At 44.0% G+C, this 26,338-nt stretch carries 21 protein-coding genes and 20 tRNA genes; 30 read left to right on the top strand and 11 right to left on the bottom strand.

Going from position 1 to position 26,338, the window contains the following annotated elements:
* Positions 1-2: 2 nt before the first annotated feature.
* Positions 3-1,055, bottom strand: a complete 1,053-nt coding sequence (locus tag OCV24_RS04035; protein ID WP_017056816.1) for a FecCD family ABC transporter permease — start codon at positions 1,053-1,055, stop codon at positions 3-5.
* 183 nt (positions 1,056-1,238) lie between these two features.
* Between OCV24_RS04035 and OCV24_RS04030 the strand changes: the two genes are divergently transcribed.
* Complete coding sequence (locus tag OCV24_RS04030) at positions 1,239-2,321, top strand: ABC transporter substrate-binding protein (protein ID WP_150879276.1); 1,083 nt, start codon at positions 1,239-1,241, stop codon at positions 2,319-2,321.
* Positions 2,322-2,558: 237 nt separating this feature from the next.
* On the opposite strand, the gene OCV24_RS04025 is transcribed toward OCV24_RS04030, so the two are convergent.
* The gene (locus OCV24_RS04025) at positions 2,559-5,213 is read right to left on the bottom strand and encodes a beta-N-acetylhexosaminidase (RefSeq protein WP_150879275.1); all 2,655 of its coding nucleotides are present in this window, start codon (positions 5,211-5,213) and stop codon (positions 2,559-2,561) included.
* 407 nt (positions 5,214-5,620) lie between these two features.
* On the opposite strand from OCV24_RS04025, the gene OCV24_RS04020 reads away from it, so the two are divergent.
* Entirely contained in the window at positions 5,621-6,508 is an 888-nt protein-coding gene (locus tag OCV24_RS04020) for a TraB/GumN family protein (RefSeq protein WP_150879273.1), read from the top strand.
* 268 nt (positions 6,509-6,776) lie between these two features.
* Here the strand turns inward: OCV24_RS04020 and OCV24_RS04015 are convergent.
* Positions 6,777-6,853, bottom strand: a tRNA-Pro gene (locus OCV24_RS04015).
* Positions 6,854-7,108: 255 nt separating this feature from the next.
* Between OCV24_RS04015 and OCV24_RS04010 the strand changes: the two genes are divergently transcribed.
* The 3 genes from OCV24_RS04010 to rluF all read left to right on the top strand — a co-directional run bounded on the left by OCV24_RS04010 (position 7,109) and on the right by rluF (position 9,293).
* Positions 7,109-7,249, top strand: coding sequence for a DUF3149 domain-containing protein (locus OCV24_RS04010; protein WP_017056811.1), 141 nt, complete (start codon positions 7,109-7,111; stop codon positions 7,247-7,249).
* 167 nt (positions 7,250-7,416) lie between these two features.
* The gene (gene smrA, locus OCV24_RS04005; protein ID WP_017056810.1) at positions 7,417-7,998 is read left to right on the top strand and encodes a DNA endonuclease SmrA; all 582 of its coding nucleotides are present in this window, start codon (positions 7,417-7,419) and stop codon (positions 7,996-7,998) included.
* Between the two features lie 191 nt (positions 7,999-8,189).
* Positions 8,190-9,293, top strand: coding sequence for a 23S rRNA pseudouridine(2604) synthase RluF (rluF, locus tag OCV24_RS04000; protein ID WP_046224968.1), 1,104 nt, complete (start codon positions 8,190-8,192; stop codon positions 9,291-9,293).
* A 131-nt stretch (positions 9,294-9,424) separates the two neighbouring features.
* On the opposite strand, the gene ybaK is transcribed toward rluF, so the two are convergent.
* The 8 genes from ybaK to hemA form a co-directional block, all read right to left on the bottom strand.
* Entirely contained in the window at positions 9,425-9,898 is a 474-nt protein-coding gene (ybaK, locus tag OCV24_RS03995; RefSeq protein ID WP_046224967.1) for a Cys-tRNA(Pro) deacylase, read from the bottom strand.
* Positions 9,899-10,034: 136 nt separating this feature from the next.
* The gene (gene ushA / locus OCV24_RS03990) at positions 10,035-11,696 is read right to left on the bottom strand and encodes a bifunctional UDP-sugar hydrolase/5'-nucleotidase UshA (RefSeq protein ID WP_046224966.1); all 1,662 of its coding nucleotides are present in this window, start codon (positions 11,694-11,696) and stop codon (positions 10,035-10,037) included.
* Between the two features lie 430 nt (positions 11,697-12,126).
* Positions 12,127-12,981, bottom strand: a complete 855-nt coding sequence (gene kdsA / locus OCV24_RS03985; RefSeq protein WP_171351091.1) for a 3-deoxy-8-phosphooctulonate synthase — start codon at positions 12,979-12,981, stop codon at positions 12,127-12,129.
* A 22-nt stretch (positions 12,982-13,003) separates the two neighbouring features.
* On the bottom strand, positions 13,004-13,813 hold the full coding sequence (locus OCV24_RS03980) for a SirB1 family protein (protein ID WP_046224965.1): 810 nt from the start codon (positions 13,811-13,813) through the stop codon (positions 13,004-13,006).
* Positions 13,814-13,841: 28 nt separating this feature from the next.
* The gene (locus tag OCV24_RS03975) at positions 13,842-14,225 is read right to left on the bottom strand and encodes a SirB2 family protein (protein ID WP_009848726.1); all 384 of its coding nucleotides are present in this window, start codon (positions 14,223-14,225) and stop codon (positions 13,842-13,844) included.
* A 168-nt stretch (positions 14,226-14,393) separates the two neighbouring features.
* On the bottom strand, positions 14,394-15,266 hold the full coding sequence (prmC, locus tag OCV24_RS03970; RefSeq protein WP_046224964.1) for a peptide chain release factor N(5)-glutamine methyltransferase: 873 nt from the start codon (positions 15,264-15,266) through the stop codon (positions 14,394-14,396).
* Between the two features lie 5 nt (positions 15,267-15,271).
* A complete protein-coding gene (gene prfA, locus OCV24_RS03965) occupies positions 15,272-16,360 on the bottom strand; it encodes a peptide chain release factor 1 (protein WP_017056804.1) in 1,089 nt (362 codons plus the stop codon).
* Positions 16,361-16,388: 28 nt separating this feature from the next.
* Positions 16,389-17,648: a glutamyl-tRNA reductase gene (gene hemA, locus OCV24_RS03960; RefSeq protein WP_017056803.1), complete on the bottom strand. Its 1,260-nt coding sequence runs from the start codon at positions 17,646-17,648 to the stop codon at positions 16,389-16,391.
* Between the two features lie 160 nt (positions 17,649-17,808).
* Between hemA and lolB the strand changes: the two genes are divergently transcribed.
* The 25 genes from lolB (at position 17,809) to OCV24_RS03835 (ending at position 26,324) form a co-directional block, all read left to right on the top strand.
* A complete protein-coding gene (gene lolB, locus OCV24_RS03955) occupies positions 17,809-18,456 on the top strand; it encodes a lipoprotein insertase outer membrane protein LolB (protein WP_150879272.1) in 648 nt (215 codons plus the stop codon).
* On the top strand, positions 18,453-19,328 hold the full coding sequence (gene ispE / locus OCV24_RS03950) for a 4-(cytidine 5'-diphospho)-2-C-methyl-D-erythritol kinase (protein ID WP_146448511.1): 876 nt from the start codon (positions 18,453-18,455) through the stop codon (positions 19,326-19,328). The genes lolB and ispE overlap by 4 nt, the downstream gene beginning before the upstream one ends.
* 27 nt (positions 19,329-19,355) lie before the next feature.
* Positions 19,356-20,300 carry a ribose-phosphate pyrophosphokinase gene (locus OCV24_RS03945; protein ID WP_012603389.1) on the top strand — a complete coding sequence of 315 codons (945 nt, stop codon included), beginning with the start codon at positions 19,356-19,358 and terminating at the stop codon, positions 20,298-20,300.
* A 221-nt stretch (positions 20,301-20,521) separates the two neighbouring features.
* Positions 20,522-21,112 carry an aminoacyl-tRNA hydrolase gene (gene pth / locus OCV24_RS03940; protein WP_146448510.1) on the top strand — a complete coding sequence of 197 codons (591 nt, stop codon included), beginning with the start codon at positions 20,522-20,524 and terminating at the stop codon, positions 21,110-21,112.
* A gap of 10 nt (positions 21,113-21,122) precedes the next feature.
* Entirely contained in the window at positions 21,123-22,214 is a 1,092-nt protein-coding gene (gene ychF, locus OCV24_RS03935) for a redox-regulated ATPase YchF (protein WP_102506122.1), read from the top strand.
* Between the two features lie 280 nt (positions 22,215-22,494).
* Positions 22,495-22,571 (top strand) — tRNA-Met (locus OCV24_RS03930).
* Positions 22,572-22,638: 67 nt separating this feature from the next.
* Positions 22,639-22,723 (top strand) — tRNA-Leu (locus tag OCV24_RS03925).
* Between the two features lie 29 nt (positions 22,724-22,752).
* A tRNA-Gln gene (locus OCV24_RS03920) sits at positions 22,753-22,827 on the top strand.
* A gap of 77 nt (positions 22,828-22,904) precedes the next feature.
* Positions 22,905-22,981, top strand: a tRNA-Met gene (locus OCV24_RS03915).
* A gap of 107 nt (positions 22,982-23,088) precedes the next feature.
* Positions 23,089-23,173, top strand: a tRNA-Leu gene (locus OCV24_RS03910).
* 30 nt (positions 23,174-23,203) lie between these two features.
* Positions 23,204-23,278: transfer RNA gene (locus OCV24_RS03905), tRNA-Gln, on the top strand.
* Positions 23,279-23,346: 68 nt separating this feature from the next.
* A tRNA-Leu gene (locus OCV24_RS03900) sits at positions 23,347-23,431 on the top strand.
* A gap of 29 nt (positions 23,432-23,460) precedes the next feature.
* A tRNA-Gln gene (locus OCV24_RS03895) sits at positions 23,461-23,535 on the top strand.
* Positions 23,536-23,643: 108 nt separating this feature from the next.
* A tRNA-Leu gene (locus OCV24_RS03890) sits at positions 23,644-23,728 on the top strand.
* Positions 23,729-23,758: 30 nt separating this feature from the next.
* Positions 23,759-23,833 (top strand) — tRNA-Gln (locus tag OCV24_RS03885).
* Positions 23,834-23,901: 68 nt separating this feature from the next.
* Positions 23,902-23,986 (top strand) — tRNA-Leu (locus OCV24_RS03880).
* 29 nt (positions 23,987-24,015) lie between these two features.
* Positions 24,016-24,090: transfer RNA gene (locus OCV24_RS03875), tRNA-Gln, on the top strand.
* A 108-nt stretch (positions 24,091-24,198) separates the two neighbouring features.
* A tRNA-Leu gene (locus OCV24_RS03870) sits at positions 24,199-24,283 on the top strand.
* 30 nt (positions 24,284-24,313) lie between these two features.
* A tRNA-Gln gene (locus OCV24_RS03865) sits at positions 24,314-24,388 on the top strand.
* Positions 24,389-24,456: 68 nt separating this feature from the next.
* Positions 24,457-24,541: transfer RNA gene (locus OCV24_RS03860), tRNA-Leu, on the top strand.
* A gap of 32 nt (positions 24,542-24,573) precedes the next feature.
* Positions 24,574-24,650: transfer RNA gene (locus OCV24_RS03855), tRNA-Met, on the top strand.
* A gap of 104 nt (positions 24,651-24,754) precedes the next feature.
* Positions 24,755-24,839, top strand: a tRNA-Leu gene (locus OCV24_RS03850).
* Between the two features lie 33 nt (positions 24,840-24,872).
* Positions 24,873-24,949, top strand: a tRNA-Met gene (locus OCV24_RS03845).
* An 87-nt stretch (positions 24,950-25,036) separates the two neighbouring features.
* Positions 25,037-25,121, top strand: a tRNA-Leu gene (locus OCV24_RS03840).
* Between the two features lie 156 nt (positions 25,122-25,277).
* Positions 25,278-26,324, top strand: coding sequence for a lactonase family protein (locus tag OCV24_RS03835; protein WP_017056798.1), 1,047 nt, complete (start codon positions 25,278-25,280; stop codon positions 26,322-26,324).
* Positions 26,325-26,338: the final 14 nt, after the last annotated feature.

Below are 26,338 nucleotides of genomic sequence, written 5' to 3'. Positions count from 1 at the left end.
GATTAACCTCTCTTCGCCAAGATCAGCCAGAAGAAGAACGGCACACCAATGATTGCCGTTACGATACCGATAGGAAACAGTGCGCCCGGAACAATAGTTTTTGACAGCACAGATGCGCTAGAAAGCAGGAAAGCTCCAATCAAGAAAGAAAGTGGTAAATAGAATCGCTGATCTTCGCCCACCATAGATTTCGCCATATTTGGTGCAACAATGCCAACAAAGCCGATGATTCCTACAAAGCTAGTCACCGTGGCAGTGATAAGCGCGACAATAAATAAAGTTTTGAAGCGTAAGCGAGTGATATTTACGCCCACACTTTTGGCACGTTCTTCACCTAAACGAAGCGCAGTCAACTTCCATGCATCCTTCAGCAACAACACGCCGCCAATAAGAACAACAGCAGCCGTAATCGCGACGGTGTTCCAAGTTGCTTTTGTCAGGCTACCGAACAACCAGAACAGAATCTGTTGGCTAAGTTCGGGCGAAGAAACAAACTGAACCAGAGATAATAGCGATTGAAACAAGAACAAAAGGGCAATACCAGCCAGAATTAGTTGCCCGGAACTAATATGACGAGTAGACGCTAACGAGAATAGAAAGCATGCAGACAACATACAACATAAAAATGCGCCCAGCGGAACAGCGTAGTAGCTGCTTAACCCGAATGAGCCCATATACAGAGTGATTGCGGCGCCAAAACCAGCCGCGGCCGCCATACCTAACGTATAAGGGCTCGCCATCGTGTTATTGAGCAAAGTTTGCATCTCTGCTCCTCCCATACCAAGAGCACCACCAACAACAATAGCCATTATTGCAATTGGCAGTCTTAGTTCGGTCACAATAATTTGTGTAGACGGCTCGACTTGGTATGGCAAACCGATGAACTCGAACAGAGAGTGAAGTACTTTCGTCGCATCGAGCAAAGACGGACCTGTCATAATGTCCAGAATAAAGGTGGCCAGAATAAGTACACAGAAAGCACCGATAACCAAAAATCGACGTTTTTCACTTTTTCTCTGTTGCTGGATGAGCTGTTCTAATACTTCGGATTGCACGCCATATTACCTAGTTTGTTTTTGTTTATTGTTGATACACGGCGGGCTAAGGACTCGCGGTAGGGGCGCGATAATATCATTAATGATAGTTAGTTGCATTATCATTAACAAAACAATTAATATACTCCTCCACAGGCGGATCTGGAGCCGTCTCACACATTGAATCTAAAAGGAACCTTGTTGATGCTGAAATATATACTGACACTTGCTGCTACATGTATTAGCACACTGTCATTTGCCGAAGTGACAACCGTAACCGATGTGCTTGGACGTGAGGTGACGTTTGATTCGCCAGCTCAGCGAGTTGTTGTGGGGTTCTACCCTGAAGACTACATGGCCATCGGCACAGAAGCGGCCTATGACAACGTGGTAGGTATGTCAAAGTACATTTGGCAGGCACGCTCAGCTAGCTGGAAAGCGTATGTGACCCATCGACCATCGCTTGATGATATTCCAGAAATTGGTCGCGTAGATACTAACGCTTTTTCTATGGAGAAGGTAATCAGTCTGAATCCAGACGTTGTGATGCTTGCGGATTGGCAGTTCAAAGCTCTGACATCAGACGTTGAACGTATGAAGAATGCCGGTATTGCCGTTGTTGTCGTAGATTACAATGCGCAAACCGTTGAACGTCATGTTCAGACTACTAAGCTAATTGGTGAGATCACTGGTCAGCAAGAGCGTGCCGAGATCATTGCCAATGAATATAAACAAAATATTGAGATGATCGGCGAGCGATTAGCCAAAGCAAACCTAGATAAGCCAAAAATTTACACCGAATTCGGCGCTTCTGGTGTTGATGACGTTGGTTATACGTTTGGTAAAAACATGTGGGGCGCTATCGCAACAATGGCAGGGGGTGACAACATCTCGTCTCCATTTGTAGAATGGTGGGGCAAATTAAACCCAGAACAAATCATTGCTGCAAACCCAGATGTGATTGTAATGACGGGCTATGAATCTGGCAGTGCAGATGACGCAATGCTCATGGGGGAAGGCGTAGAGTCTGCATTGGCAAAAGAGCGATTAGCAGGATTTAAAAACCGTATCGGTTGGTCTTCAATTTCTGCAGTAAAGAATAATCGTATGTACGCAGCTTACCACGGTGCTTCCCGTACCATCATTGATGGAGCCTTGATTCAGTTCTATGCAAAAATCTTGTATCCAGACGTATTCAGTGACCTAAACCCGGAAGCAGCATACGCAGCATTTTATGCCAAGTATCTACCAATAAAACCGGTTGGCACATTCATGACAGAGCTCTAATCTTACTCTGTAATACCTGGCAAGCTGGCCGATTGATTTCAGGCAACGCCATTTCTGAGTTCATGCCTTGAAGCTTCGGGAACAAAAAAGCGTACACCCCATTATAGAGTGTGTACGCTTTTCATTTATACAGAAACATTACGAATACAGGGCTATAACTCACTCCTCCCCGAATAGATACTTTTTCTACTGTTTACTCAAATTACGGGTAGCCCTTCTATTAATGTTGCTTATCGATTATTTTATCGAAGTCACTCGACTTACTTTCTCGCCACTTTCAGAGATAGAGCGGATGTAAGTTTCGCCAGAAACCGATGGACGTTGTTGCTCATCATACGTTAGCCAGTTTTCACCATCAGCTGAGTATTGAAGCTCTACGCCTGGGAATTGAACGTTCATTGCAAGCTCGCCATCAACCACTTTTGCACCCGGAACTGGCAGTCGGTAATCAATACCCGCTTTTTCAAGCTTAGCCAGCTCACGTTGGCCAACAATATTCGCGAAACGATTAAAGTCACTGTTTAGAGCCTGCTTATTCACTAAGTCAGTATCTTGAGAATACTCAACGCCCACTTTGTAGTCGTTTTCCCAATCCGCTCGGTGCCATGCACGCTCAGCTGCAGCAAGAACGCGTGGGAATACCATGTATTCATACTGCTCGTCAGTACGTACAGTTTCAGACCAAAGCTGCGCAGACAAACCGTAGAAAGGTTTCGCTTCAATCTCGCCTTTACCACTGAAGCCATTGCCGTCACGGTCTAATGACGTTTCTGCGTTTTGTGGCATGTTCTCTGGAGCAAAGCCAAACATCTTACGAGTATCGGTTGCACGCGTAGCCCAGTAGTAACCACGTTCTGCTGCATCTACTTCGTATGGCATATCCATATATACGTAATCTGGGTTAGAAACAATTACGTCATAACCTTTCGCAGACCAGTCGTAAACTGATGAAGTGCCGCCCCAGTAAAGAACGTCCCAGAAGTTAACGCGAGTCGTTTCAGTAGCGAAGCCAGATTCACCCTCTTCCACATACTTCAAGCCATCTTGCCAAGCTTGGAAGTGAGGAATGCCTTTTTCTGCAACAATTTTTGATACTTCTTTTGCAAAGTAGCCAGGTAGGTGACCGAAATCACTCACTGAACCATCAGCAATCAAAGACTGACATTGTGGAGACTGTTGGAATGGTTTGTCTTGCTTGTCTAGCTCAATGTTACCTTTCCATGCCACTTTATCTTGAGCGTCAACATCTTGAAAGCCTGCGCCTAGCTTGATGTTTTTTGCTTCATCGCCACCAAAGTGCCAAGTCGTTAGCGGCATGCCCGCTTCATTGTGCATTGCTGCAATTTCAGTAATCACTTTATCAACAAAGCGAGTCGATGATTCCATACATGGGTTGATGAAGCTGTGCTTATCGTAGAACTGAATCGTCGTCACGTTTGAAGTATCTTGTGGATCCATCAAGCGATATTCACTTGCTTCAGCTTCTTTGCCTTCCGCCATTAGGCGAGTGTAACGCGCTTCCATTGATACCACAGCAGAACGAGCGTGTGCCGGCATATCAATTTCTGGAATTACTTCGATGCTGCGCGCTTTTGCGTAACTTAAGATCTCGACGTAATCCGCTTTACTAAAGAAACCAGAGCCAAAGTTGTCTGTTGTTGGACCTGAACCTAGCTGAGGCAGTAAACAGCTTTGCTCTTCCAAATCAAAACAACGATTAGACCCTACATCCGTTAGCTCTGGTAAACCCGGGATTTCTAAACGCCAGCCTTCATCATCCGTTAAGTGAAGGTGCAGTTTATTCATCTTGTAGGCTGCCATTTGATCTAGCGTGGCTAGGATGGCATCTTTTGAATGGAAGTTTCGAGCAACATCCACCATCACACCACGGTAATCAAAGCGTGGCGCATCTTGGATCGACAGTTGTGGTAGTGATTCAGCATTCTGACTGTCTATTAGGCCAAAAATAGACTGAACGGCGTAGAAAGCACCTGTTTTATCGAACGCTTTAATCGCAATCCCCTCTTCCGAGATGCTTAGTTCATAAGCGCCAGATTTCGCTAAATCACCCGTAAACTGAGTAGGAACAACAGCAACACTAACAGGTAGGTCGCCACTCACATCTACGTTTACCACATCTGCACGTTCTTCAATTGCAGCGAACTGCTCAGCATCGAATGCGTCTTTAGGTAGGGCAATACCACCAGCAATGCTCACTGAACCTTCGCCCGCTTCTACCGACATTGGCGTTGGTAGTAGAGTTGTTGAAACGTCTTGCGTTGCCAGATCTGCATTCTTTTCAAAGCGAGTAACCGCGGTTGCCATGACATTGTTGTCATCAGGTGTACGCTTAAGGTTGTTTCCTTCCAAACCAGTTACGAACGACGCGACATCTTCCGTATTCAATGAAGCAATCATCTTAGGTTCAGCGTTTGGCGCCGTTACAAATGCACCCGGCATAAAGTCGGTTTCAAACAGTTGCCAGTATTCACTTGTTAGTGGAAGAAGCACTTCTTCACCAGCGGCAAAACCATCGAACTTATCTGTCGGTTCTAGTTTGTGTAGGTCACCCGTTACACGAGTGATTTTAAACTGCTCATTATCAACATCTAAGATAAGACGAATACTGTGGAAGTAGATGGCCCAATCTTTCGAATCAATAGCTTCACCATCATTAGTTAGCGTCATGTTCACTTTGTTACATGATGCCCACTCTGCGCCGAGATCCTGACAAGCCATACCCTCATTCGCACCGTGATTGGTTAGAATTTCATATTGCACATCAAGGTTATCAGCCAGTGCATTAACCACCAGTTGTTCTGGTGCTTGTGTTACAGCACAACCCGCCAAACCAGCCAGTACCGCTACAGATAGTAAGTTTCTCTTCAACATCGTATTCACCCATAAATTTAGAAAATTGAGTAAGAAGCAAAGTGGAGCGCTTCTGAAAGTTAGGTAAACTATATGACCTTATTTTTTGCTGTGAATTAAATCAGACTAATTCAGTGATCAGCTTCAAACCTCAGAAATACAGCAAATATTATTTTCATTAAAATCATAATCTTAGCGTTGACGACACTTCCGTCACTTTTATTTTGACGTAATAAATGAGAATTAAATCACAATATTTTTAGAGAATTTCATAAAATCGTATCGCTGATGGAGAGAAAGGTTTATGAGTTGGTTCGTGTTGTTATACTTTTCGTACAAACAACGTGACGTCGTTCTCAAAAAAAACCGTTAAAAAACGCCGTCAAAATCTTTTTTAACGAGTTTATGTCTTTCTAAAGGAGCTTTCTTTGCGCACATTTTTGTACCTTACGTTACTCACACTTGCCTTTTCAGCAAAGCAAGCTGTCGCCGAACCTCTTTATTGGCAAGCTAAAAAAGATGATCTGACCCTCACTATCTTAGGTTCCGTGCACGTTGGGGATGAGAGCATGTACCCTCTTCCTTCACAGGTCACTGACACGTTAAAAGAGAGCGACGGATTAATTGTCGAGACAGATATAAGAAAGACAGAGGGTGTGGTGTATCCCACGACCACAGTGACCTCGGGTGATGTATTAAACGAAGAACAAAAACAGTTGTTAACGAGCATTTCCAAGTCTTTGGGTATGCCGACACAACAACTACTGAGCTCCCCACCTTGGGCAACCTCTCTGTCGATACAAATGCAGCAGTTAAAAAACCTTGGTTACGGCTCGGCTGGCGGTGTAGACGCAACACTCGCCTATAAAGCAACAATACAAGACGTTCCAGTGATCAGCTTAGAGCCGCTACAATTTCAAATAGACCTCATTGCAGGACAAAAAGATTCTGGTAAAGAGTGGCTAGTGACTAGCATTGAAGAGTTTGACCAAACAGACCGTGTGGTTCGTTGCCTTATTGAGAGCTGGAAAGCGGGTGATATAACCAAACTCGAGGACTTTGCGAAACTGTCTGAAATGCCATCTGAACTTGAGAAAGCATTTTTAACTGATCGCAACGTTGATTGGGCAAAAAAACTATCTGCCAATGATTGGAAGCTCAACTCAAAGGGACACTACGTACTGGTCGTTGGCACTTTACATCTGATTGGAGACGGTAACCTTTTACAGTTATTAGAAGATAAGGGGTTCAGTGTGACTCAACAATCACAGAGCCAACAAGCTCAGTGTCAATTTGAGGTTAATGCGAAAAGCTAGCGAGGTTCACCCTCATTACCTTCTCGCCATGAGGATAAGACTGGCATCCCAGCCCCCCCTCATGCTCTAAACCATATAAGCGCTTTAACTATTTCAAAATGCAAAAAAGCCGTAACCCTATCTATTATAAAAGGGGCTACGGCTTTCTTTAATGTGATCAACAAAGAGCTTATTTTGAACATCAGGCGAACCCCCACTTAAGTTCAAATCCTATTTTCAATCCCCTTAAACGACGAAAGCCTGCTCAATGAGCAGGCTTTCTTTAATGTGGTCGGTGAAGAGGGATTCGAACCCCCGACCCTCTGGTCCCAAACCAGATGCGCTACCAAGCTGCGCTATTCACCGAGATATCTAACGGGCTTATTGCCTGTCGATGCAGCGTATAATACGGATTCTGAATTTATCCGCAAGGGCTTTTTTCACTCTTTTTTACAAAGTTTAATCATTCGAACAAAAGACGTACAACCTAACGCCTAACGTGACGAAAAACACACACTCACCAACAAATATTTAACTTATGAAACAGGATTGATCCAGATCAGTGAATCAATAATGCCACTTAATACACTAAGTAGTGTCATATAACTTTGAGGTATACACATGGACTTTTGGCTAGAACTCCTATTTGGTAATGCGGTGGGGCTATCTTCAATGATAGTAATCTTCGGGGCTTTGGGTCTCATGATGTTCTATGGAGGTTTCTTCATCTACAAAGTTATGACTGACAAATCTCCTCATTAGAATTGCTCAGCCTAACTCATTTACTTTTAAGTATCATTCTTGATAGGTAAACGTTAAAACGCTTTGCACCGGAGTAGGCTTCTTGTCTTCTCCGGTTTTTTCATTTTTAAACACCATACTAACTTAGGTATACTGACCCTACCCTTATCCAACTTGAGATACCCGCTATGTCTCATGATGACGACTTAGATCTATTCCAAGAAATGATGGGCGATGTTAAACGTATCGACAATGACACCGCCGAACACCAGAAAGTACACCGAGTCACAGAATCTCATCTTGCCAAGCGTGAAGCTGCTATGTGGCTGTCTGATGACGAGAAAGATTATCTCTCGCTCGACTATTCTCCGATGTTAAAGCCAGATGATGTTATCGCCTATAAAAAAGATGGCGTGCAGGAAGGCGTATTCAAGAAACTGCGCTTAGGTAAATATCCAATTCAAGCTAAGCTCGATCTGCACAGGAAAACACTGAAAGATGCTCGTAATGAAGTGCTTTCATTTTTACGTCAATGTCTAAGAATGGATGTGCGCACCGTGATTATTGTTCACGGTAAGGGTGAGCGCTCTAACCCACCTGCCATGATGAAAAGCTATGTGGCGAATTGGCTCTCGCAAATTAATGATGTTCAGTGTGTTCATTCAACACAGCAATTTCATGGTGGCACAGGTGCCGTTTACGTCATGCTGAGAAAAAGTAATGACAAGAAACTCGAAAATAGAGAGCGACATCAGAAACGATCGAGTTAATCATATTGTGTCGAGAACACCAGCTACACGTTCTTTAATGCTCTAACCTGGTGCGCAATAGATATTTAGTGCCGAAGTACACTCTAGGTGCTAAAATTGTCGTCAATTAACGAATTCAAACGTAAAAGCAACTATCCTGTAGTTGCTTTTTGTTTATCTAAATTTCCGTTGTGAAACGCTAAGAGAATATCATGTCACAAGAATCCCAAGCTAAACGCCTTAATAAGTACATCAGTGAAACTGGTTTTTGCTCACGCCGCGAAGCCGACAAACTCATTGATGCTGGCCGAGTTACTATCAATGGTAAGATCCCTGAAATGGGTACCAAAGTCATGCACGGTGATGATGTTGAGATCGACAATAAACCTGTCCGCTCGAAAGAGAAGCCTATCTACATAGCTCTTAATAAACCAACAGGTATCACCTGTACCACTGAGCGTGATATTCCTGGCAACATCGTCGACTTTATCGGCCACCACAAGCGTATTTTCCCGATTGGTCGTCTAGATAAGCCCTCAGATGGCCTTATCTTCCTAACCAACGACGGCGACATCGTAAACAAAATCCTACGTGCAGGTAACAACCACGAGAAAGAATACGTGGTGCGCGTAGATAAGCCGATTACAACTGAATTCTTGAAGAAAATGGCGTCGGGCGTGCCAATTTTAGATACTGTTACTTTACCATGTAAGGTAGAGAAAGAGACCAAGTTCTCGTTCCGGATTACGTTAACGCAAGGCCTTAACCGCCAGATTCGTCGTATGTGCGAAGCTCTAGGCTACGAAGTTTTCAAGCTGCGTCGTGTTCGCATTATGAATATCTCTTTAGATGGCATTCCTAATGGCAAATGGCGTTACCTGAGCGACGAAGAGGTCACTGAAATCTTGGCGATGTGTGAAGGCTCAGTAAGTACTGAAGATGCGTCAAAAATGAACGCGAAAGGTCAACGCATTCGTAAAGCGACTGACGCGAAACTTTTTGACAGTCGCGAAGAGAACCAAACTTCAACAGCGCGCCGTAATCAAAACGAGAACCGTACTCGCACGTACCGCGGTAACAATGCGGATGAATTCCGTCATGCCCCCAATTCAAAGCGTGGTCGTAGTTCGTCGAATGGTGAAAGCGGCGGCAATACCGAGAACTGGAAATCGAACTCTCGTTCAGAGCGCTCTAATTCAGATCGCAATCGTACAGACCGCAATAACAACGATCGTAGAAGCGGTAATCAAGACTCCAACAAACCTAATAAACCTGCACCAAAGCGTGTTGGTGGTACTTTAGGCCTGAAGAAGTAGAGCTGCTCTCTAATATAAAAACGCCCACTAGGTTATCTTGGTGGGCGTTTTTGTTGTTGGCTAAGTCAAAGCTCGATACGAAGATTGGTACTTACCTCTACATATTAATTGCTTGCGTTATCGCCAGTCTGCTACATACACAAATCAGCAAACTGGCCGCGAGTCAGTAGTGCTAAGTCTTTTGGATCGAGTTCAATTTCTAGCCCTCGCTTCCCAGCACTCACACATATCGTTTCAAAATCTGTAGCACTGCAATGAACAAAGGTAGGCAATGCTTTTTTCTGGCCAAGTGGGCTGATTCCACCAACCACATAGCCTGTGGTTTTCTGTGCAATATCAGGATTCGCCATCTCTGCCTTTTTGCCTTTCGCCGCTTTCGCTGCAAGCTTTAGGTTTAGCTTCTGGTCGACAGGAATAACCGCCACAGCCAAATCTTTAGCAACACCGTTCAAACAAAATAGCAATGTTTTGAATACGCGTTTCGGATCCTGACCAAGTGCTTCAACGGCTTCTAATCCATAATTAGTATTATTCGCATCATGATCATATTGATGCACGCTATGAGCGATTTTCTTTTTTTTAGCAAGATTGATAGCAGGAGTCATAACAAATCCAAACGATAGAGAAAAAACAAGCAGTATATAAACAACAAGCGACGCCGAGGCGTCGCTTTAGTTAAATTTATCATGGTGCTGGAGTCAATCTAATTCAGCATCTAATGACTAAATTTATTGGGGTCAATTACTTGTAAACCATTTGACCAGAAGGTGCGTACTTGTTCACGTCAACCGGGCTGTTTGCTTCTAGGTACTCTTTCAGTACTTCAGCATCAACAAAACCAGTGTTTACGTAACCTGGGTGGTCAGACAATTTAGGATAGCCATCACCACCAGCAGCATTAAAGCTTGGTATTGTGAAACGATATGTCTCGTCCAAGCGAAGCTGTTTACCACCGATGAATACATTCGATACTGCACCATTTTCTACTGTCATAGAGATGCCAGAAAACTGAGCGTAAGCACCAGAATCGATTGGTTTAGTCGCCACTACGTTTAGGTAATCAAGTACTTCTTTACCCGTCATATCTGTGTAAGTCAGAATGTTTGCAAATGGTTGTACTTTTAGCACGTCTTTGTAAGTTACATCGCCCGCTTCAATTGAATCACGCACACCACCAGAGTTCATCACAGCGAAGTCTGCTTTTGCACGCTCCATGTGTGAAGTAGCAATCAAACGACCTAAGTTAGTCTGTTGGAAACGAACGACGTTACGATCACCTTCAAGCTTGCCATTTGTCTCGGCGATCTTAACTTCTAGCTGAGCTTGACCTTCCTCTTGGAAAGGACGTAGGAATTCAAGGAGCTCTGGATCTTGGGCGATTTCATCTTGAATAAGAACTCGTTGCTTCTTACCATCAATCTTAACTTTCTTCTTAAGGTTAACAGGAACCAGATCGTAGCTCACCATTTCTAGCTCACCATTACGGAATTCGTAATCAGCACGACCAACGTACTTACCCCACTCGTGAGCTTGAACGATGTAAGTACCGTTTTGTACGTCGGGTCTACACTCATCACCCGGTGTGAAGTTTTTCTTCGCAACGTTAGGGCCTTCCATACAAACAGGCTCTTGAGAATGACCACCTACGATCATGTCGAGATCACCTTCGTTGAGGTAACGAGCCAATGCTACGTCCCCAGGTGCGTTAACACCACGTTGACCATTTTCGTAGTGACCCATATGAGTGACAGCAAAAATCAGATCCGGACTTTCTGTTTCTTTCAATTCAGCGATTAACTTTTTCGCTTCTTCTTTAGGGTCACGGAAGTCGATACCAGCGATAAACTCTGGATTCCCAATTTTCGCTGTGTCTTCAGTTGTTAGGCCGATAACTGCAATCTTAATGCCTTGCTTTTCAAACATCTCATAAGCTTGAAACTTACGTTCACCAGTCGCTTTATCGTAGATGTTTGCAGAAAGCATTGGAAAGTTAGCCCAGTCGATCTGCTTTTGTAGTACGTCTAGTGAATTATCGAACTCGTGGTTACCCAATGCCATTGCATCGTAACCAATCTTGTTCATGCCTTTGAAATCAGGTTCTGCATCTTGAAGATCGGACTCTGGTACACCAGTATTAATGTCACCGCCAGAAAGAAGCAACACGCTACCACCTTCGGCTTCAACTTCAGCACGAAGTTGATCAACCAGCGTTTTACGCGCAGACATGCCGTATTCGCCGTATTTGTTCTGCCAGAAGCGACCATGATTGTCGTTAGTGTGAAGAATCGTTAGCTTGTAAGTTTCATCTTGGTTCCAATCTAGAGTAGATTGAGACGAACACCCAGCTAGAGTAGCTAAGATTGCAGCACTTAGTGCTGTCTTTAGAATAAGGCGTTGCTTCATTGTCATACCTTTGAACTTTTTAGGGGAATCCACTGCTTTTTATAATCTATTGCGACCCCTTTCCTGGAGTTCGTACAATAAGACTTCAACATAACTAATCTTAAATTAACATTCTCGATGTAACACGACGATTTCATATTTATGTCGAATTGGTCACGCATAGATTAATAGTTAAGTGTAACAAAATTATGAGATTACACTCAAACTTCCCCTGCATCACAGGCAATCGTTTACTTAAAAAGTGTGATAAATATCAGCAATTTACTATAAATAGAATAAGCCTCACACTAATAGAATAATACAACAAGTAATCACCTACATTGTTAATACCAATCGTAGTAAATAACGGGTTACCCTAGCTGATAAAAAACGCCCAGTTCAAAGAACTGGGCGTTTGCTGTTTATCTTAATGTTAAATAACTATGCTGAGTTATTTAATGTCAATGTGGTCGAATCCTTTGATAAGATCATCAAGCGCTTTCATCTGCTTCAAGAACGGCTCTAGTTTATCGAGAGGTAGCGCTGACGGACCGTCACAACGAGCTTGATCTGGGTTCGGGTGCGCTTCAATAAACAGACCTGCAATACCTGTAGCAAGACCCGCTTTCGCAAGCTCAACCGTTTGCTCGCGACGACCGCCAGATGCAGCACCTGATGGGTCACGCATTTGAAGCGCGTGAGTCACGTCAAAGATGATTGGGCTACCGTTCGAAGACTTCTTCATTACACCGAAGCCAAGCATATCAACAACTAAGTTGTCATATCCCATGCAAGAACCACGTTCGCAAAGAATGATGTTGTCGTTACCGCACTCAGCAAACTTATCAACGATATTACCCACTTGATCTGGGCTCATGAACTGAGGTTTCTTTACGTTAATCACAGAGCCTGTTTTCGCCATCGCTTCAACAAGGTCAGTTTGACGAGCTAGGAATGCAGGAAGCTGGATTACATCAACCACATCAGCGACTGGCTGAGCCTGTGCTTCGGTGTGGATATCAGTAATGATCTTCACGCCAAAGGTATCTTTCAGTTCTTGGAAGATTTTAAGACCTTCTTCCATACCTGGACCACGGTATGAATGCACTGAGCTGCGGTTCGCTTTATCAAAAGACGCCTTAAATACATAAGGGATGCCCAGCTTCTCTGTTACTTTTACGTAGTGCTCACAAATCTGCATAGCGAGATCACGAGACTCAAGAACATTCATGCCTGCAAATAGCGTAAATGGCTTATCATTAGCAATTGGCATATCGCCAATATGGACTGTTTTCTGTTCCATCATATTCTCTCTAAATAATTATTAATTAGTGAACAACCACGGTCTTTTCGTTCATGACATTCACTTGAGATTTCAGTAATTCAGATGCAGGGTCATCTGGGCATTGGTCGATAAAATATTGATAATCTGTTGCGGCCACTTGATGACAGTCTAACTGCTGATAAATAAACCCGCGATCACGGATTTCATACGGGTCATCCGGAACAAACGTCAAAGCAAGATCTGTACATTTCAATGCCAGCGTATAACGCTCCTCTCGCAGTAATGCACTCTTAAGCAACGCTAGCCATTTACCGATAATCGTTGGGTGATCAGCGACCTCTAAATGCTCTGCTTTCAACTTAGCGAGTGGCCCATCATGGCCAATCAACCAGGCTCGTAAGGTTTTTACACCAACATATTCGCCGTTGTAAGGATTGATATAGAGAGCAGCTTGGCCATACCAACTCACTTTAAGCAAGAACTGAGTTGGAAAAGAAACCCCCTCTACAGGGAAGCCTAGCTTGCGACCTAGAAAAAGGAAGATCGCGCCAAGACTCACTGGAATCCCCTTCTTTCTCTCAAGTACTTTGTCTATAAATGCGTTCTCCGAAGAGAAATACGCCTCTTTATCGCCAGCAAAGCCCCATTCAAAAAAGAATAGTCGAATAAAGGACTCAAACTTCTGCTGCTCATCGGTTTCATTCACCAACGCGAATTCAGCATCTTTTAGTAATCTTGAAAGCTCTTGCTCAGCCCAACTGTCTTGAGTTTCTGGGTTAATCGCTTTATTTAAGATCAATGCACCTTCAGCTAACTCTAGCTGGTCAAAGTCTTCATCAAAAAATTCGTACATAGATAGTTAACCGAAAGTAAGGAGATAATTAACCGAAAAATGTTGGTGTCTTCGTCATTGCGATTTTGCCTGCCATTGCTAACCAGCCAAGAGCGCCAAAAAACGAGAACACTCTCAATAGCTTGTTCTTACCCAACTTAAGTGCAAAGAAGCCTAATGCGATGTAAGCCATAACACAGGTGAGTTTTTCGGTTAACCATGGTGCTGCAGGCGTAAATGGAATAAAACCCGTAATAAAAATCAAGCCAATACCCGATAACAGCAGTAACGAGTCGTTGATATGAGGAAAACGCTGCAAGAAAGGATGCTTAAGCTTTGGAGAGTTAGCCATCATAAGAGCGAAACGAATCGAAAGCAGCAGTGCGCTTATCGCAATTGTTAATAGGTGAAAATGTTTTAAACCTTCGTACATGGTATTCCTTTATATTTTTATATGAGCTTTGGTTAACACGAGCCACACAATACCTGTTAATGCCCGGTATTTCTGCATTAAATGCATGATCGAGTTAAAGGTATTAATTTGGCAAGTTCGTAATCGATTATCCATCAGCTAATGTCAGTAACCAATTACAGCAACGAACTATGAACAGTAACGACCTAATGTCACTCGGTCATTACCACCGTAATCTTTCTCTGTGGCAACATCGAGATAACCGAGCGCCTGCATAATCTCACGTACCGCCAAGCCTTGGTCGTAACCATGTTCAAACGCTAGCCAGCCTTCGTTTTCTAAAAAGCGGCGTGCGTTTTCAGAGATGTATCGAATATCCGCGAGCCCTTTCTCTTCAGCGACTAACGCAGTCATTGGCTCAAAACGTACATCTCCTTGAGATAAATGAGGGTCATCTTTCTCAATATAAGGTGGGTTAGAGACAATTAAAGAGAACTTGGTATCGTTGCCATCAGAAGCTAATTCACTTAAAGGCTCAAACCAACTGCCATGTAAAAACGTAGCGTTGGTGATGTTTAAGCGCTTCGCATTTTCTGTCGCAAGCTCTTGAGCTTCAGGACGCAGATCAATACCCGTCACTGGTCTATTTGGCATTTCAGACGCTAACGCCAATGCAATTGCACCAGTGCCAGTTCCTAGATCCAGAATCGCCCCTTGTTTGCCAGAGGCTTTATCCAAAACGACTTCAACCAAACGCTCAGTATCTGGGCGTGGGATTAAGGTAGAAGGAGAAACTTTTAATGGCAATGACCAGAACTCACGTTCACCAACAATATAAGCCACAGGCTCACCGGTTAAACGTCGCCTTAAAAGTGCATTGAATTCGGACTCTTGTTCTGAGGTAAGAAGCTTCTCAGGCCAAGTAAGCAAGTATGACCTTGGTTTGTCTAAGACGTGACAAAGCAGTACCGCAGCATCAATAGAGGGTGATGTGTTATCACCCTTTTGAAGCTGTACGATTGCTGATTTTAAAGCGCTTTCAACCGTATATGCTGACTGCATACAGATTAGTTGTGCTCTGAAAGTGCAGCAAGTTGGTCGGCTTGGTGCTCTTGAAGAACAGGATCAAGCAAGCTTTGCATATCGCCTTCAAGCACTTCGTTCAGACGGTAAATTGTCAAATTGATGCGGTGATCAGAAACACGACCTTGTGGGTAGTTGTACGTACGAATACGATCACTACGGTCACCAGAACCTAGTAGGTTACGACGTGTGTCTGAAACTGCTGCCGCGCGGCGCTCTTCTTCAGCCTGAACGATACGAGCCGCAAGCACAGCCATCGCTTTCGCTTTGTTTTTATGCTGAGAGCGCTCGTCTTGACACTCTACGACTGTGCCCGTTGGTAAGTGAGTAATACGGATTGCTGAATCCGTGGTGTTAACGTGTTGACCACCCGCACCAGAAGCACGGAAAGTATCAATTTTAAGATCGCCAGCCTTGATTTCTGGAAGATCAGCTTCTGGGATCTCAGGCATCACTGCGACCGTACATGCAGAAGTATGAACACGGCCTTGGGATTCCGTTTCAGGAACACGCTGCACACGGTGACCACCCGACTCAAATTTCATGGTACCGTAAACACTGTCGCCACTTATTTTGGCGATCATTTCTTTAAAGCCGCCCTGCTCTGAAACATTGCTGCTCATCACCTCGACACGCCAACCTTTTTTCTCGGCAAATTTAGAGTACATACGGAAAAGGTTACCCGCAAAGATACCCGCTTCATCCCCCCCCGCACCTGCGCGGATTTCTAGGAAACAGTTACGCTCATCATTTGGGTCTTTTGGAATAAGAAGAATTTGCAGCTCATCAGTCAGACGTTCAATGTTCGCTTTCGCCTCTTTGATTTCTTCTTGCGCCATTTCGCGCATTTCTGCGTCATCTTCATTTGCCATCTCTTCAGCAGCTTCTAAATCTTCTTGAGCTTGCTGGTATGACTGGAAACAAGCCGTCACTTCTTCAAGTTGAGAATACTCTCTTGAAAGTGCACGGAATTTGTCTTGATTCCCGATTACATCTGGATCACCAAGTAGATGTTGAACTTCTTCATAGCGTTCAACAAGTGTTTCAAGCTTTACTAGAATCGAGGCTTTCATAATGTCTTATCTTATTGGGGGTCTAATATTATTGAGGGTTTTCTAGGCCCAAACTCTGTCTAATGACCGTTAATTTTGCAGGTTCTCCTTGCTCTGCTGCACTTTGGAGTGCTCGCGTTGGAGCATGGATCAATTTGTTTGTGAGCTTATTACTGAGCTCAAGTAAAACTTTCTCGGGGTCACCGCCAGCAGCAAGTGATTGCAAACTCTTACTTAATAATTCTTCTCGTATTTCGTTGGCCGATTTACGGTAATCTCGAATACTGTCTACTGCTTGCAATGAACGCATCCAACTCATAAATGCAGCACTTTCTTCGCTGACAATCGCTTCAGCTTGAATCGCTTCAACTTTACGTTGCTCAATATTACCATCAACAATCGACTGCAGATCATCCACTGAATATAGATACGCATCATTCAGTTCGCCTACCTGAGATTCAACGTCGCGAGGCACGGCGATATCAACCAACAACATTGGTTGGTGCTTTCTTGTTTTCAAAGCAGTTTCAACCATTCCCTTACCTATAATAGGCAATGGGCTTGCTGTTGAGCTAATCACAATATCCGCTCGATGCAGATGGTCTGGAATCTCATTGAGGCTGATCACTTCAGCGCCAAACTCTTTTGCAAGACCTAAAGCACGCTCACGAGTTCGGTTAGCCACAATCATCTTGGTACAACCATTCGCCGACAGGTGCTTCGCCACCAGTTCAATAGTTTCCCCCGCACCAACCAATAACACTGTTGATGCGGCAATCGATTCAAAAATCTGCTTGGCTAACGTACAGGCGGCGTAAGCAACAGAAACGGCACTACCGCCAATTTCAGTTTCCGTTCGAACTCGTTTCGCAACAGAGAAGGATTTCTGGAATAGCTTTTCCATTGAAGCATCAACAGATTGGTTCTCTCTTGAATCTGTATAAGCTTGCTTCACCTGACCTAAGATCTGCGGTTCACCTAACACCAAAGAGTCCAAACCACAGGCCACACGCATTAAATGTTTTATTGCAGCTTGCTCTTCATGGATATACAGGCTTGGCTTTAACTCTTCAGGGCTCACTTGATGGAACACTGATAACCAATCGATCAGCTTGTTTTTTGCCACGCCTTTAACGTCACAATACACTTCAGTTCGATTACAGGTAGAAAGTATGACACTTCCATTTACGTGTGCATTTGCGTTGAGTTGCTTAAGTGCCTCAGATAATTTATCTGGACCAAAAGCGACCTTTTCGCGCAATTCAACCGACGCAGTGTTGTGATTGATACCTACGGCAAGCAAAGACATGTATCAGAAGTTCTCGATCAGGGAATGGAAACAAGGGGCGAATTTTACTTGATGCATGGCTCTATTTAAAGAGCAAGCGGGATTTGTTTTCCTGAGTTCGTGAATTCAATGCTATAGTTGAAGCGTTTTTTAGATAAATTTGAACAAGTTGTGAGCAAATATGAGCAAGCTTCGTAAAATCACGTCTCTTCTTTTTATGACCATAATTATGGTGGGTTGCTCGTCTATGCCCGAACAGCCGACCAGCGTTGAATGGCAAACCCACCAAAACCGACTTCTACAGATAGAAAGCTACCAAGCCTCGGGCAAGCTCGCCTACATATCGCCAGAGCAGCGCCAAAGCTTAAACTTCATTTGGAAACATTCACAAAATCAAAGTCAATTAAGACTCACGACGTTCCTCGGTCAGACCGTATTGAACCTGACCATAGCTCCGTCGGGGGCCAAAGTCGTGACCTATGACGACCAAGTATTTACTCACGCAAGTGCGTCTGTATTGGTTGAGCAACTGACAGGTTTGCAGATCCCGATCGATCATCTGCCCCAATGGCTCCTTGGCATTCCAGATCAAGCCGATAGCTACCAACTCAATAACACAAACACACTTGAGTCTCTGTCGAAACAAGTCAGCAGCCAGCTATGGACGTTAAATTTTGATCATTACCGAAATACAGAGAGGCCGAGTAAACAACTGTCGGATGAAGACAACGCAAATGTAGAGGCCATCCCTCTCCCTACCCGATTATCGTTCAAGCAAGACGGTAACAAAATCAACATTGTAGTTTCGAAGTGGACACTGAAAAAATGATAACAACGCCAACGCACTGGCCTTCTCCGGCTAAACTGAATTTATTTCTTTATATCACTGGTCGACGTGACAATGGCTATCACGAACTTCAAACCTTGTTTCAATTCGTCGATTTTGGCGATGAATTGACGGTTACCGCCAATGAGAAAACGAACTCGATTACCATCACACCAGACATCCCAGACGTTGCGACCGAAGACAACCTGATTTGGAAAGCGGCTACCGCCCTTCAACAATATACCTCAACCTCTTTCGGTGCGGATATTGAACTCAAGAAAGTGCTTCCTATGGGAGGTGGTATTGGTGGAGGCTCTTCAAATGCCGCAACCGTGTTGGTCGCGCTTAATTATCTATGGCAGCTAAACCTGTCTGATGATGAGCTCGCAGAGATCGGATTGAAGCTGGGTGCTGACGTTCCTGTGTTCGTTAGAGGCCACGCCGCCTTTGCAGAAGGAGTTGGAGAACAGCTTCAACTCGCTCATCCGGATGAAAAATGGTACCTCGTTGTTAAGCCTCAAGTGAGCATAGCGACTGTAGACATATTCACACATTCAGAATTAACTCGAAATACCCCAAAGCGAGCACTATCAACGCTTCTAGAGCAAGAATACGTAAACGATTGCGAAAAAATTGTGCGAATGCTGTACCCAGAGGTTGATAAGCAACTTTCATGGCTGCTACAATACGCGCCGTCGAGACTGACTGGTACTGGCTCGTGTGTTTTTGCTGAATTTAACAGCAAAAAAGAAGCCGAGTTGGTACTAGAAAAACTGCCTGACATAGTTTCCGCTTTCGTGGCGAAAGGACGAAACATTTCGCCTTTAAAAGAGACTTTGGCTGAGTACCAATCAGCCCACCCACAATCTATTTAAAACTGGACGCAACCCGAGGTTTCCACCGTGCCTGATATGAAGCTATTTGCTGGTAACGCAACACCTGAACTAGCCCAACGTATTGCTGATCGTCTATACATCTCTCTTGGAGATGCTACTGTAGACCGTTTTTCTGATGGCGAAGTCGCTGTACAAATCAATGAAAACGTTCGTGGTAGCGATGTATTCCTGATTCAATCAACTTGTGCACCAACCAATGACAACCTTATGGAGTTGGTGGTAATGATTGACGCAATGCGCCGTGCTTCTGCTGGCCGTATTACTGCTGTAATCCCTTACTTCGGTTATGCTCGTCAAGATCGTCGTGTACGTTCTGCTCGTGTACCTATTACTGCAAAAGTTGTTGCAGATTTCCTTTCTAACGTTGGCGTTGACCGCGTTCTTACTATTGACCTACACGCAGAGCAAATTCAAGGCTTCTTCGATGTACCAGTTGATAACATCTTCGGCACTCCAGTTCTTCTAGAAGACATGGCGAACCGAGGCCTAGAAAACCCAGTTGTGGTTTCTCCAGACCTTGGTGGTGTTGTGCGTGCTCGTGCTACAGCTAAAGCGCTAGGTGATGTTGACATTGCTATCGTTGATAAGCGTCGCCCACGCGCTAACGTTTCTGAAGTAATGAACTTAATCGGTGATGTTGAAGGTCGCGACTGTGTGATCGTTGATGACATGATCGATACTGGTGGTACTTTATGTAAAGCGGCTGAAGCGCTTAAAGAGCGCGGTGCTAAGCGTGTATTCGCTTACGCAACTCACGCGGTATTCTCTGGTACTGCTGCAGAAAACATCCGCAACTCAGTACTAGACCAAGTTATTGTTACTGATTCAATTAAGCTTTCTCCAGAAATGGCAGCGACAGGCAAAGTTACTGAGCTAAGCCTTTCTCGCATGCTTGCTGAAGCAATTCGCCGCATCAGCAACGAAGAATCAATCTCAGCGATGTTCAACTAATTAGAGCCTCATAGTTTTTTACAATAGCTTTGGTTTAGAAACACGTTAGAGAAAGACATTAAGCACTTCATTAAATGAAGTGCTTTTTTTATGTCTGAGTTATATTGCACGACTATTTATCACAATCAGGAATAATCGTGTTGCTGTCAGCTAGCTCGCACCTTTTTCATAAACTGTGATATCATACGGCGCTTTTTGAAATCCCAAGAGAGATCCATACCTTGAGCCAACAAATAAAACTTCTCGTTGGACTGGCTAATCCAGGTCCAGAATACGCCAAAACTCGCCACAATGCGGGGGCTTGGGTAGTTGAAGAATTAGCACGAGTACACAACGTGACACTAAAGAACGAACCAAAGTTCTTTGGCCTTACGGGTCGTATCATGGTTCATGGTGAAGATCTTCGTTTGCTGATCCCAACGACTTTTATGAACTTATCAGGCAAATCAGTTGCGGCTCTGGCAAAGTTCTACCAAATTAAACCAGAAGAGATCATGGTGGCTCATGATGAGTTAGATCTCCCTCCTGGCATTGGAAAGTTTAAAAAAGGTGGTGGTCACGGCGGACACAACGGTCTGAAAGACATCATCAGCAAACAGGGTAACAATAAAGAATTCTATCGTCTTAGATTAGGCATTGGCCATCCTGGACACAAAGATAAAGTTGCAGGTTATGTATTAGGGAAAGCTCCACAAAAAGAGCAAGAGTGTATCGAGGCCGTCGTTGACGAATCGGTTCGCAGCCTAGACATCTTATTAAAAGATGGCCTACCAAAAGCACAAAATCGCTTACATACGTTCAAAGCAGAATAAGGTTTATATCATGGGTTTTAAATGTGGCATCGTTGGTCTACCAAATGTTGGTAAGTCAACTCTGTTTAACGCACTGACTAAAGCAGGCATCGAAGCAGCAAACTTTCCATTTTGTACGATCGAACCAAACACAGGTATCGTTCCGGTCCCAGATCTGCGCTTAGATGCATTAGCAAAGATTGTTAATCCACAGAAGATCCTTCCAACAACAATGGAATTCGTAGATATCGCAGGCTTAGTTGCTGGCGCGTCTAAAGGTGAAGGCCTTGGTAACAAATTCCTTGCAAACATCCGCGAAACTGACGCTATCGGTCACGTTGTTCGCTGCTTTGAAAACGAAAACATCGTTCACGTTTCTGGCAAAGTATCTCCTATCGAAGATATCGAAGTGATCAACCTTGAACTTGCGCTGGCTGACTTAGACAGCTGTGAGCGTGCAATTCAACGTAACGCTAAGAAAGCAAAAGGCGGTGACAAGGACGCTAAATTCGAGATCACTGTACTAGAAAAACTACTACCAGTTCTTACTGAAGGTGGAATGGCACGTACGATTGAACTAGGAAAAGAAGAAGCGGCGGCTATCGGCTACCTAAACTTCCTAACGCTTAAGCCAACTATGTACATCGCAAACGTTGCGGAAGATGGTTTCGAAAACAATCCTTACCTAGACGCGGTTCGTGAATACGCAGAAAACGAAAACAACGTAGTTGTTGCTGTTTGTGCGGCTATCGAATCTGAACTTTCTGAACTTGACGACGAAGATCGCGAAGAATTCCTGGCAGACATGGGAATCGAAGAACCAGGCCTTAACCGAGTGATCCGCTCTGGTTACGAACTACTAACTCTTCAAACTTACTTTACTGCTGGTGTAAAAGAAGTTCGAGCTTGGACGATTCCTATTGGCGCAACGGCGCCACAGGCTGCTGGTAAAATCCACACTGACTTCGAAAAAGGCTTCATCAGAGCTGAAGTTGTTGGTTTTGATCACTTTATCGAATTTAACGGTGAGAGCGGTGCAAAAGATGCAGGTAAATGGCGCCTTGAAGGCAAAGAATACATCGTTAAAGATGGTGACGTTGTTCACTTCCGTTTCAACGTATAATTACTGATTTTACATCAGATAAAGGCCAGTGAGTTCACTGGCCTTTTTTGTTTTCCCTCTGGCGAAATAGCCCTGTATCTGAAACCTAACTTCCTATATATATCGGCTTTTTGACCTGTTTTTTGCCGACAAATACGCCTCTTTGACTAAAAAGAAACCGAACAGATGTTTATTCGTGATTTATTAAAAAAAAAAGTTGACGGGTTTCACTCAACTCCGCATAATGCGCCCCGTTCACAGCGAAGCGGTAACGTATCAAAATGAACAAAAAATTGGAAATGGCTACTTAGCTCAGTTGGTTAGAGCACATCACTCATAATGATGGGGTCGCAGGTTCAAATCCCGCAGTAGCCACCATTTCCTAAGCACTCTGTTTGTTATTAAACACATGTTTATTAACGACAAGAGTTTTTAGGAAAGTAAAGCGGTCGTGGCGGAATTGGTAGACGCACCAGATTTAGGTTCTGGCGCCGAGAGGTGTGAGAGTTCAAGTCTCTCCGACCGCACCATATTGAGATATCTTAAGTGATATCATTGTTGGGCTATCGCCAAGCGGTAAGGCACTGGCTTTTGATGCCAGCATTCCCTGGTTCGAATCCAGGTAGCCCAGCCACAATTTAAAGTGTAATTATCTTTAAAAAGATAATGGCATTGGAAGCGAGATTATATTATATTACTTCGCTCTCAGATGGCTACTTAGCTCAGTTGGTTAGAGCACATCACTCATAATGATGGGGTCGCAGGTTCAAATCCCGCAGTAGCCACCATTCTTTCTTTATGAAAGAAGAACACACAACGTTATATTGAATCACCAATATCGATATAACTATACTCTTCGCTAGGCTCTTTGCTTAGTTGAGAGGAAAGCTTTGCTGCGGTCGTGGCGGAATTGGTAGACGCACCAGATTTAGGTTCTGGCGCCGAGAGGTGTGAGAGTTCAAGTCTCTCCGACCGCACCATTATTTAGATATCTTAATTGATATCATTGTTGGGCTATCGCCAAGCGGTAAGGCACTGGCTTTTGATGCCAGCATTCCCTGGTTCGAATCCAGGTAGCCCAGCCATTACAACGTTACTTAGACAAACCATAAGTCTTCTTAACTATACTCTTTGCTAGAGTAAAAGCTTTGCTGCGGTCGTGGCGGAATTGGTAGACGCACCAGATTTAGGTTCTGGCGCCGAGAGGTGTGAGAGTTCAAGTCTCTCCGACCGCACCATTATTTAGATATCTTAATTGATATCCTGTTGGGCTATCGCCAAGCGGTAAGGCACTGGCTTTTGATGCCAGCATTCCCTGGTTCGAATCCAGGTAGCCCAGCCACTATTTAAACTCTTTGTTTTTTCTTAGCTTGTTTTTAAGCTAAATAGTGAACTAGGAGCACAACGTTACATCGAACCACCAATGTCGATATAACTATAAAGATTTGCTGCGGTCGTGGCGGAATTGGTAGACGCACCAGATTTAGGTTCTGGCGCCGAGAGGTGTGAGAGTTCAAGTCTCTCCGACCGCACCATTATTTAGATATCTTAATTGATATCATTGTTGGGCTATCGCCAAGCGGTAAGGCACTGGCTTTTGATGCCAGCATTCCCTGGTTCGAATCCAGGTAGCCCAGCCATTACAACGTTACTTAGACAAACCATAAGTCTTCTTAACTATACTCTTTGCTAGAGTAAAAGCTTTGCTGCGGTCGTGGCGGAATTGGTAGACGCACCAGATTTAGGTTCTGGCGCCGAGAGGTGTGAGAGTTCAAGTCTCTCCGACCGCACCATTATTTAGATATCTTAATTGATATCCTGTTGGGCTATCGCCAAGCGGTAAGGCACTGGCTTTTGATGCCAGCATTCCCTGGTTCGAATCCAGGTAGCCCAGCCACTATTTAAACTCTTTGTTTTTTCTTAGCTTGTTTTTAAGCTAAATAGTGAACTAGGAGCACAACGTTACATCGAACCACCAATGTCGATATAACTATAAAGATTTGCTGCGGTCGTGGCGGAATTGGTAGACGCACCAGATTTAGGTTCTGGCGCCGAGAGGTGTGAGAGTTCAAGTCTCTCCGACCGCACCATTATTTAGATATCTTAATTGATATCATTGTTGGGCTATCGCCAAGCGGTAAGGCACTGGCTTTTGATGCCAGCATTCCCTGGTTCGAATCCAGGTAGCCCAGCCATTACAACGTTACTTAGACAAACCATAAGTCTTCTTAACTATACTCTTTGCTAGAGTAAAAGCTTTGCTGCGGTCGTGGCGGAATTGGTAGACGCACCAGATTTAGGTTCTGGCGCCGAGAGGTGTGAGAGTTCAAGTCTCTCCGACCGCACCATTATTAAATAGTGAATCTATTAGATTTATTATGGCTACTTAGCTCAGTTGGTTAGAGCACATCACTCATAATGATGGGGTCGCAGGTTCAAATCCCGCAGTAGCCACCATTCTTTCTTCAAGAAAGAATATACAACGTTATATTGAATCACCAATGTCGATATAACTACACTCTTCGCTAGGCTCTTTGCTTAGTTGAGAGGAAAGCTTTGCTGCGGTCGTGGCGGAATTGGTAGACGCACCAGATTTAGGTTCTGGCGCCGAGAGGTGTGAGAGTTCAAGTCTCTCCGACCGCACCATTATTTTATGATGAATCAATTAGATTTATTATTGGCTACTTAGCTCAGTTGGTTAGAGCACATCACTCATAATGATGGGGTCGCAGGTTCAAATCCCGCAGTAGCCACCATTCTTTCTTCAAGAAAGAATATACAACGTTATATTGAATCACCAATGTCGATATAACTACACTCTTCGCTAGAGTAAAAGCTTTGCTGCGGTCGTGGCGGAATTGGTAGACGCACCAGATTTAGGTTCTGGCGCCGAGAGGTGTGAGAGTTCAAGTCTCTCCGACCGCACCATCATTTATAAAACCCAGCTTTTTAGCTGGGTTTTGTTTTATCTGGAATATGAAAATCTGCTAACCAAATCACCAAATATTTCCCTCTCACTCCTCACTTTTTCGTTCTTTTTATAAGACAATGTCAGCTCCATTTTCTAACTGAGTCTGACTGCTAATGAAAATCCTCCCTTTAACGATCGGTTGCTACACGGACACACCAAGTAAAAGCCAAGGTGTTTATCAAACTCAGTTAGACTTAGGTACAGGAAAACTATTACCTTTTAAGCTTGTCGCCGAGTGTAATAACCCCTCTTTTGTCGTAGCGACAAAACTTGGAATTTATACCGCATCTGAAGTCGACCAGCAAAAACAACCCCAGCTATTTCATATTCCTAATACATATTCAAAGACAACGACCAATTCAGGAATTATCTCGGGCAGCCACCCCTGCCATGTCGCGATTGCTCCCAACAATAAATTTGCTATTACGTCGCAGTACTCATCAGGCACATTCGATATTTTTAGTCTAAGTATCAATGGCAATATCGATAAGCGACTCAAAACAATCAAAATGGTCGGTTCTGGGCCGAACAAAGATCGACAAACTGGGCCTCATGCTCATCAGTGCCTGTTCTTACAAAACTCACCACAGCTTGTCACCGTCGATCTAGGAGCTGATAAAATCAATTTCTATTGCTTTGACGAAGAACAGGAAGAGTTTCTAGACGAACCAATGCAAGCCATTAAAGCGCCAGCAGGTAATGGGCCTCGCCATTTGGTCTTCAATAAGGCTGAAGATAAGGCCTACGTACTCTGTGAGCTCTCTGAAACGATACTCATGTTGGAAAAAGTTTTAGGTGTGTGGAGCATTGTGGAGGAAATAGATGCCCTTCCGAATATGGAGAAGGGAGAAGCCGCAGCTGCAATTAAGTTATCGCCAGATGAGCAATTCCTATATGTGTCTGGTCGATATCAATCAAGGATCAGTAGCTTCAAAATAGATTCTATGACTAAAATACCAATTTTTATTGATAGCTATAGCACTGAAGGTAACTTTCCTCGCGACTTTCATATCACTGACTGTGGACAATGGCTTATCGCCGCAAACCAGCACTCCAACAACATCACATCATTCAAGCGAGATAATGAGGACGGGTCTTTGGTTTATACAGGGTACTCTTTAGAGATCGATACACCTGTTTGTATTACACAGCAGTTATAGCATCCAACGCCATA

The sequence above is a fragment of the Vibrio kanaloae genome (assembly GCF_024347535.1).
Classification (GTDB): Bacteria; Pseudomonadota; Gammaproteobacteria; order Enterobacterales; family Vibrionaceae; genus Vibrio; species Vibrio kanaloae.
This window is presented reverse-complemented; position numbering and strand designations above follow the sequence as displayed.

Excerpts from the sequence above, each read along its gene's own strand:
- OCV24_RS03975 (WP_009848726.1), bottom strand. The coding sequence starts at position 14,225 with ATGTACGAAGGTTTAAAACATTTTCACCTATTAACAATTGCGATAAGC.
- prfA (WP_017056804.1), bottom strand. The coding sequence starts at position 16,360 with ATGAAAGCCTCGATTCTAGTAAAGCTTGAAACACTTGTTGAACGCTAT.
- OCV24_RS04025 (WP_150879275.1), bottom strand. The coding sequence starts at position 5,213 with ATGTTGAAGAGAAACTTACTATCTGTAGCGGTACTGGCTGGTTTGGCG.
- ybaK (WP_046224967.1), bottom strand. The coding sequence starts at position 9,898 with ATGACTCCTGCTATCAATCTTGCTAAAAAAAAGAAAATCGCTCATAGC.
- kdsA (WP_171351091.1), bottom strand. The coding sequence starts at position 12,981 with ATGATGGAACAGAAAACAGTCCATATTGGCGATATGCCAATTGCTAAT.
- hemA (WP_017056803.1), bottom strand. The coding sequence starts at position 17,648 with ATGTCTTTGCTTGCCGTAGGTATCAATCACAACACTGCGTCGGTTGAA.
- OCV24_RS03980 (WP_046224965.1), bottom strand. The coding sequence starts at position 13,813 with ATGTACGAATTTTTTGATGAAGACTTTGACCAGCTAGAGTTAGCTGAA.
- OCV24_RS04030 (WP_150879276.1), top strand. The coding sequence starts at position 1,239 with ATGCTGAAATATATACTGACACTTGCTGCTACATGTATTAGCACACTG.
- OCV24_RS04010 (WP_017056811.1), top strand. The coding sequence starts at position 7,109 with ATGGACTTTTGGCTAGAACTCCTATTTGGTAATGCGGTGGGGCTATCT.
- prmC (WP_046224964.1), bottom strand. The coding sequence starts at position 15,266 with ATGCAGTCAGCATATACGGTTGAAAGCGCTTTAAAATCAGCAATCGTA.
- smrA (WP_017056810.1), top strand. The coding sequence starts at position 7,417 with ATGTCTCATGATGACGACTTAGATCTATTCCAAGAAATGATGGGCGAT.
- ychF (WP_102506122.1), top strand. The coding sequence starts at position 21,123 with ATGGGTTTTAAATGTGGCATCGTTGGTCTACCAAATGTTGGTAAGTCA.
- lolB (WP_150879272.1), top strand. The coding sequence starts at position 17,809 with ATGAGCAAGCTTCGTAAAATCACGTCTCTTCTTTTTATGACCATAATT.
- rluF (WP_046224968.1), top strand. The coding sequence starts at position 8,190 with ATGTCACAAGAATCCCAAGCTAAACGCCTTAATAAGTACATCAGTGAA.
- ispE (WP_146448511.1), top strand. The coding sequence starts at position 18,453 with ATGATAACAACGCCAACGCACTGGCCTTCTCCGGCTAAACTGAATTTA.
- ushA (WP_046224966.1), bottom strand. The coding sequence starts at position 11,696 with ATGAAGCAACGCCTTATTCTAAAGACAGCACTAAGTGCTGCAATCTTA.
- OCV24_RS03835 (WP_017056798.1), top strand. The coding sequence starts at position 25,278 with ATGAAAATCCTCCCTTTAACGATCGGTTGCTACACGGACACACCAAGT.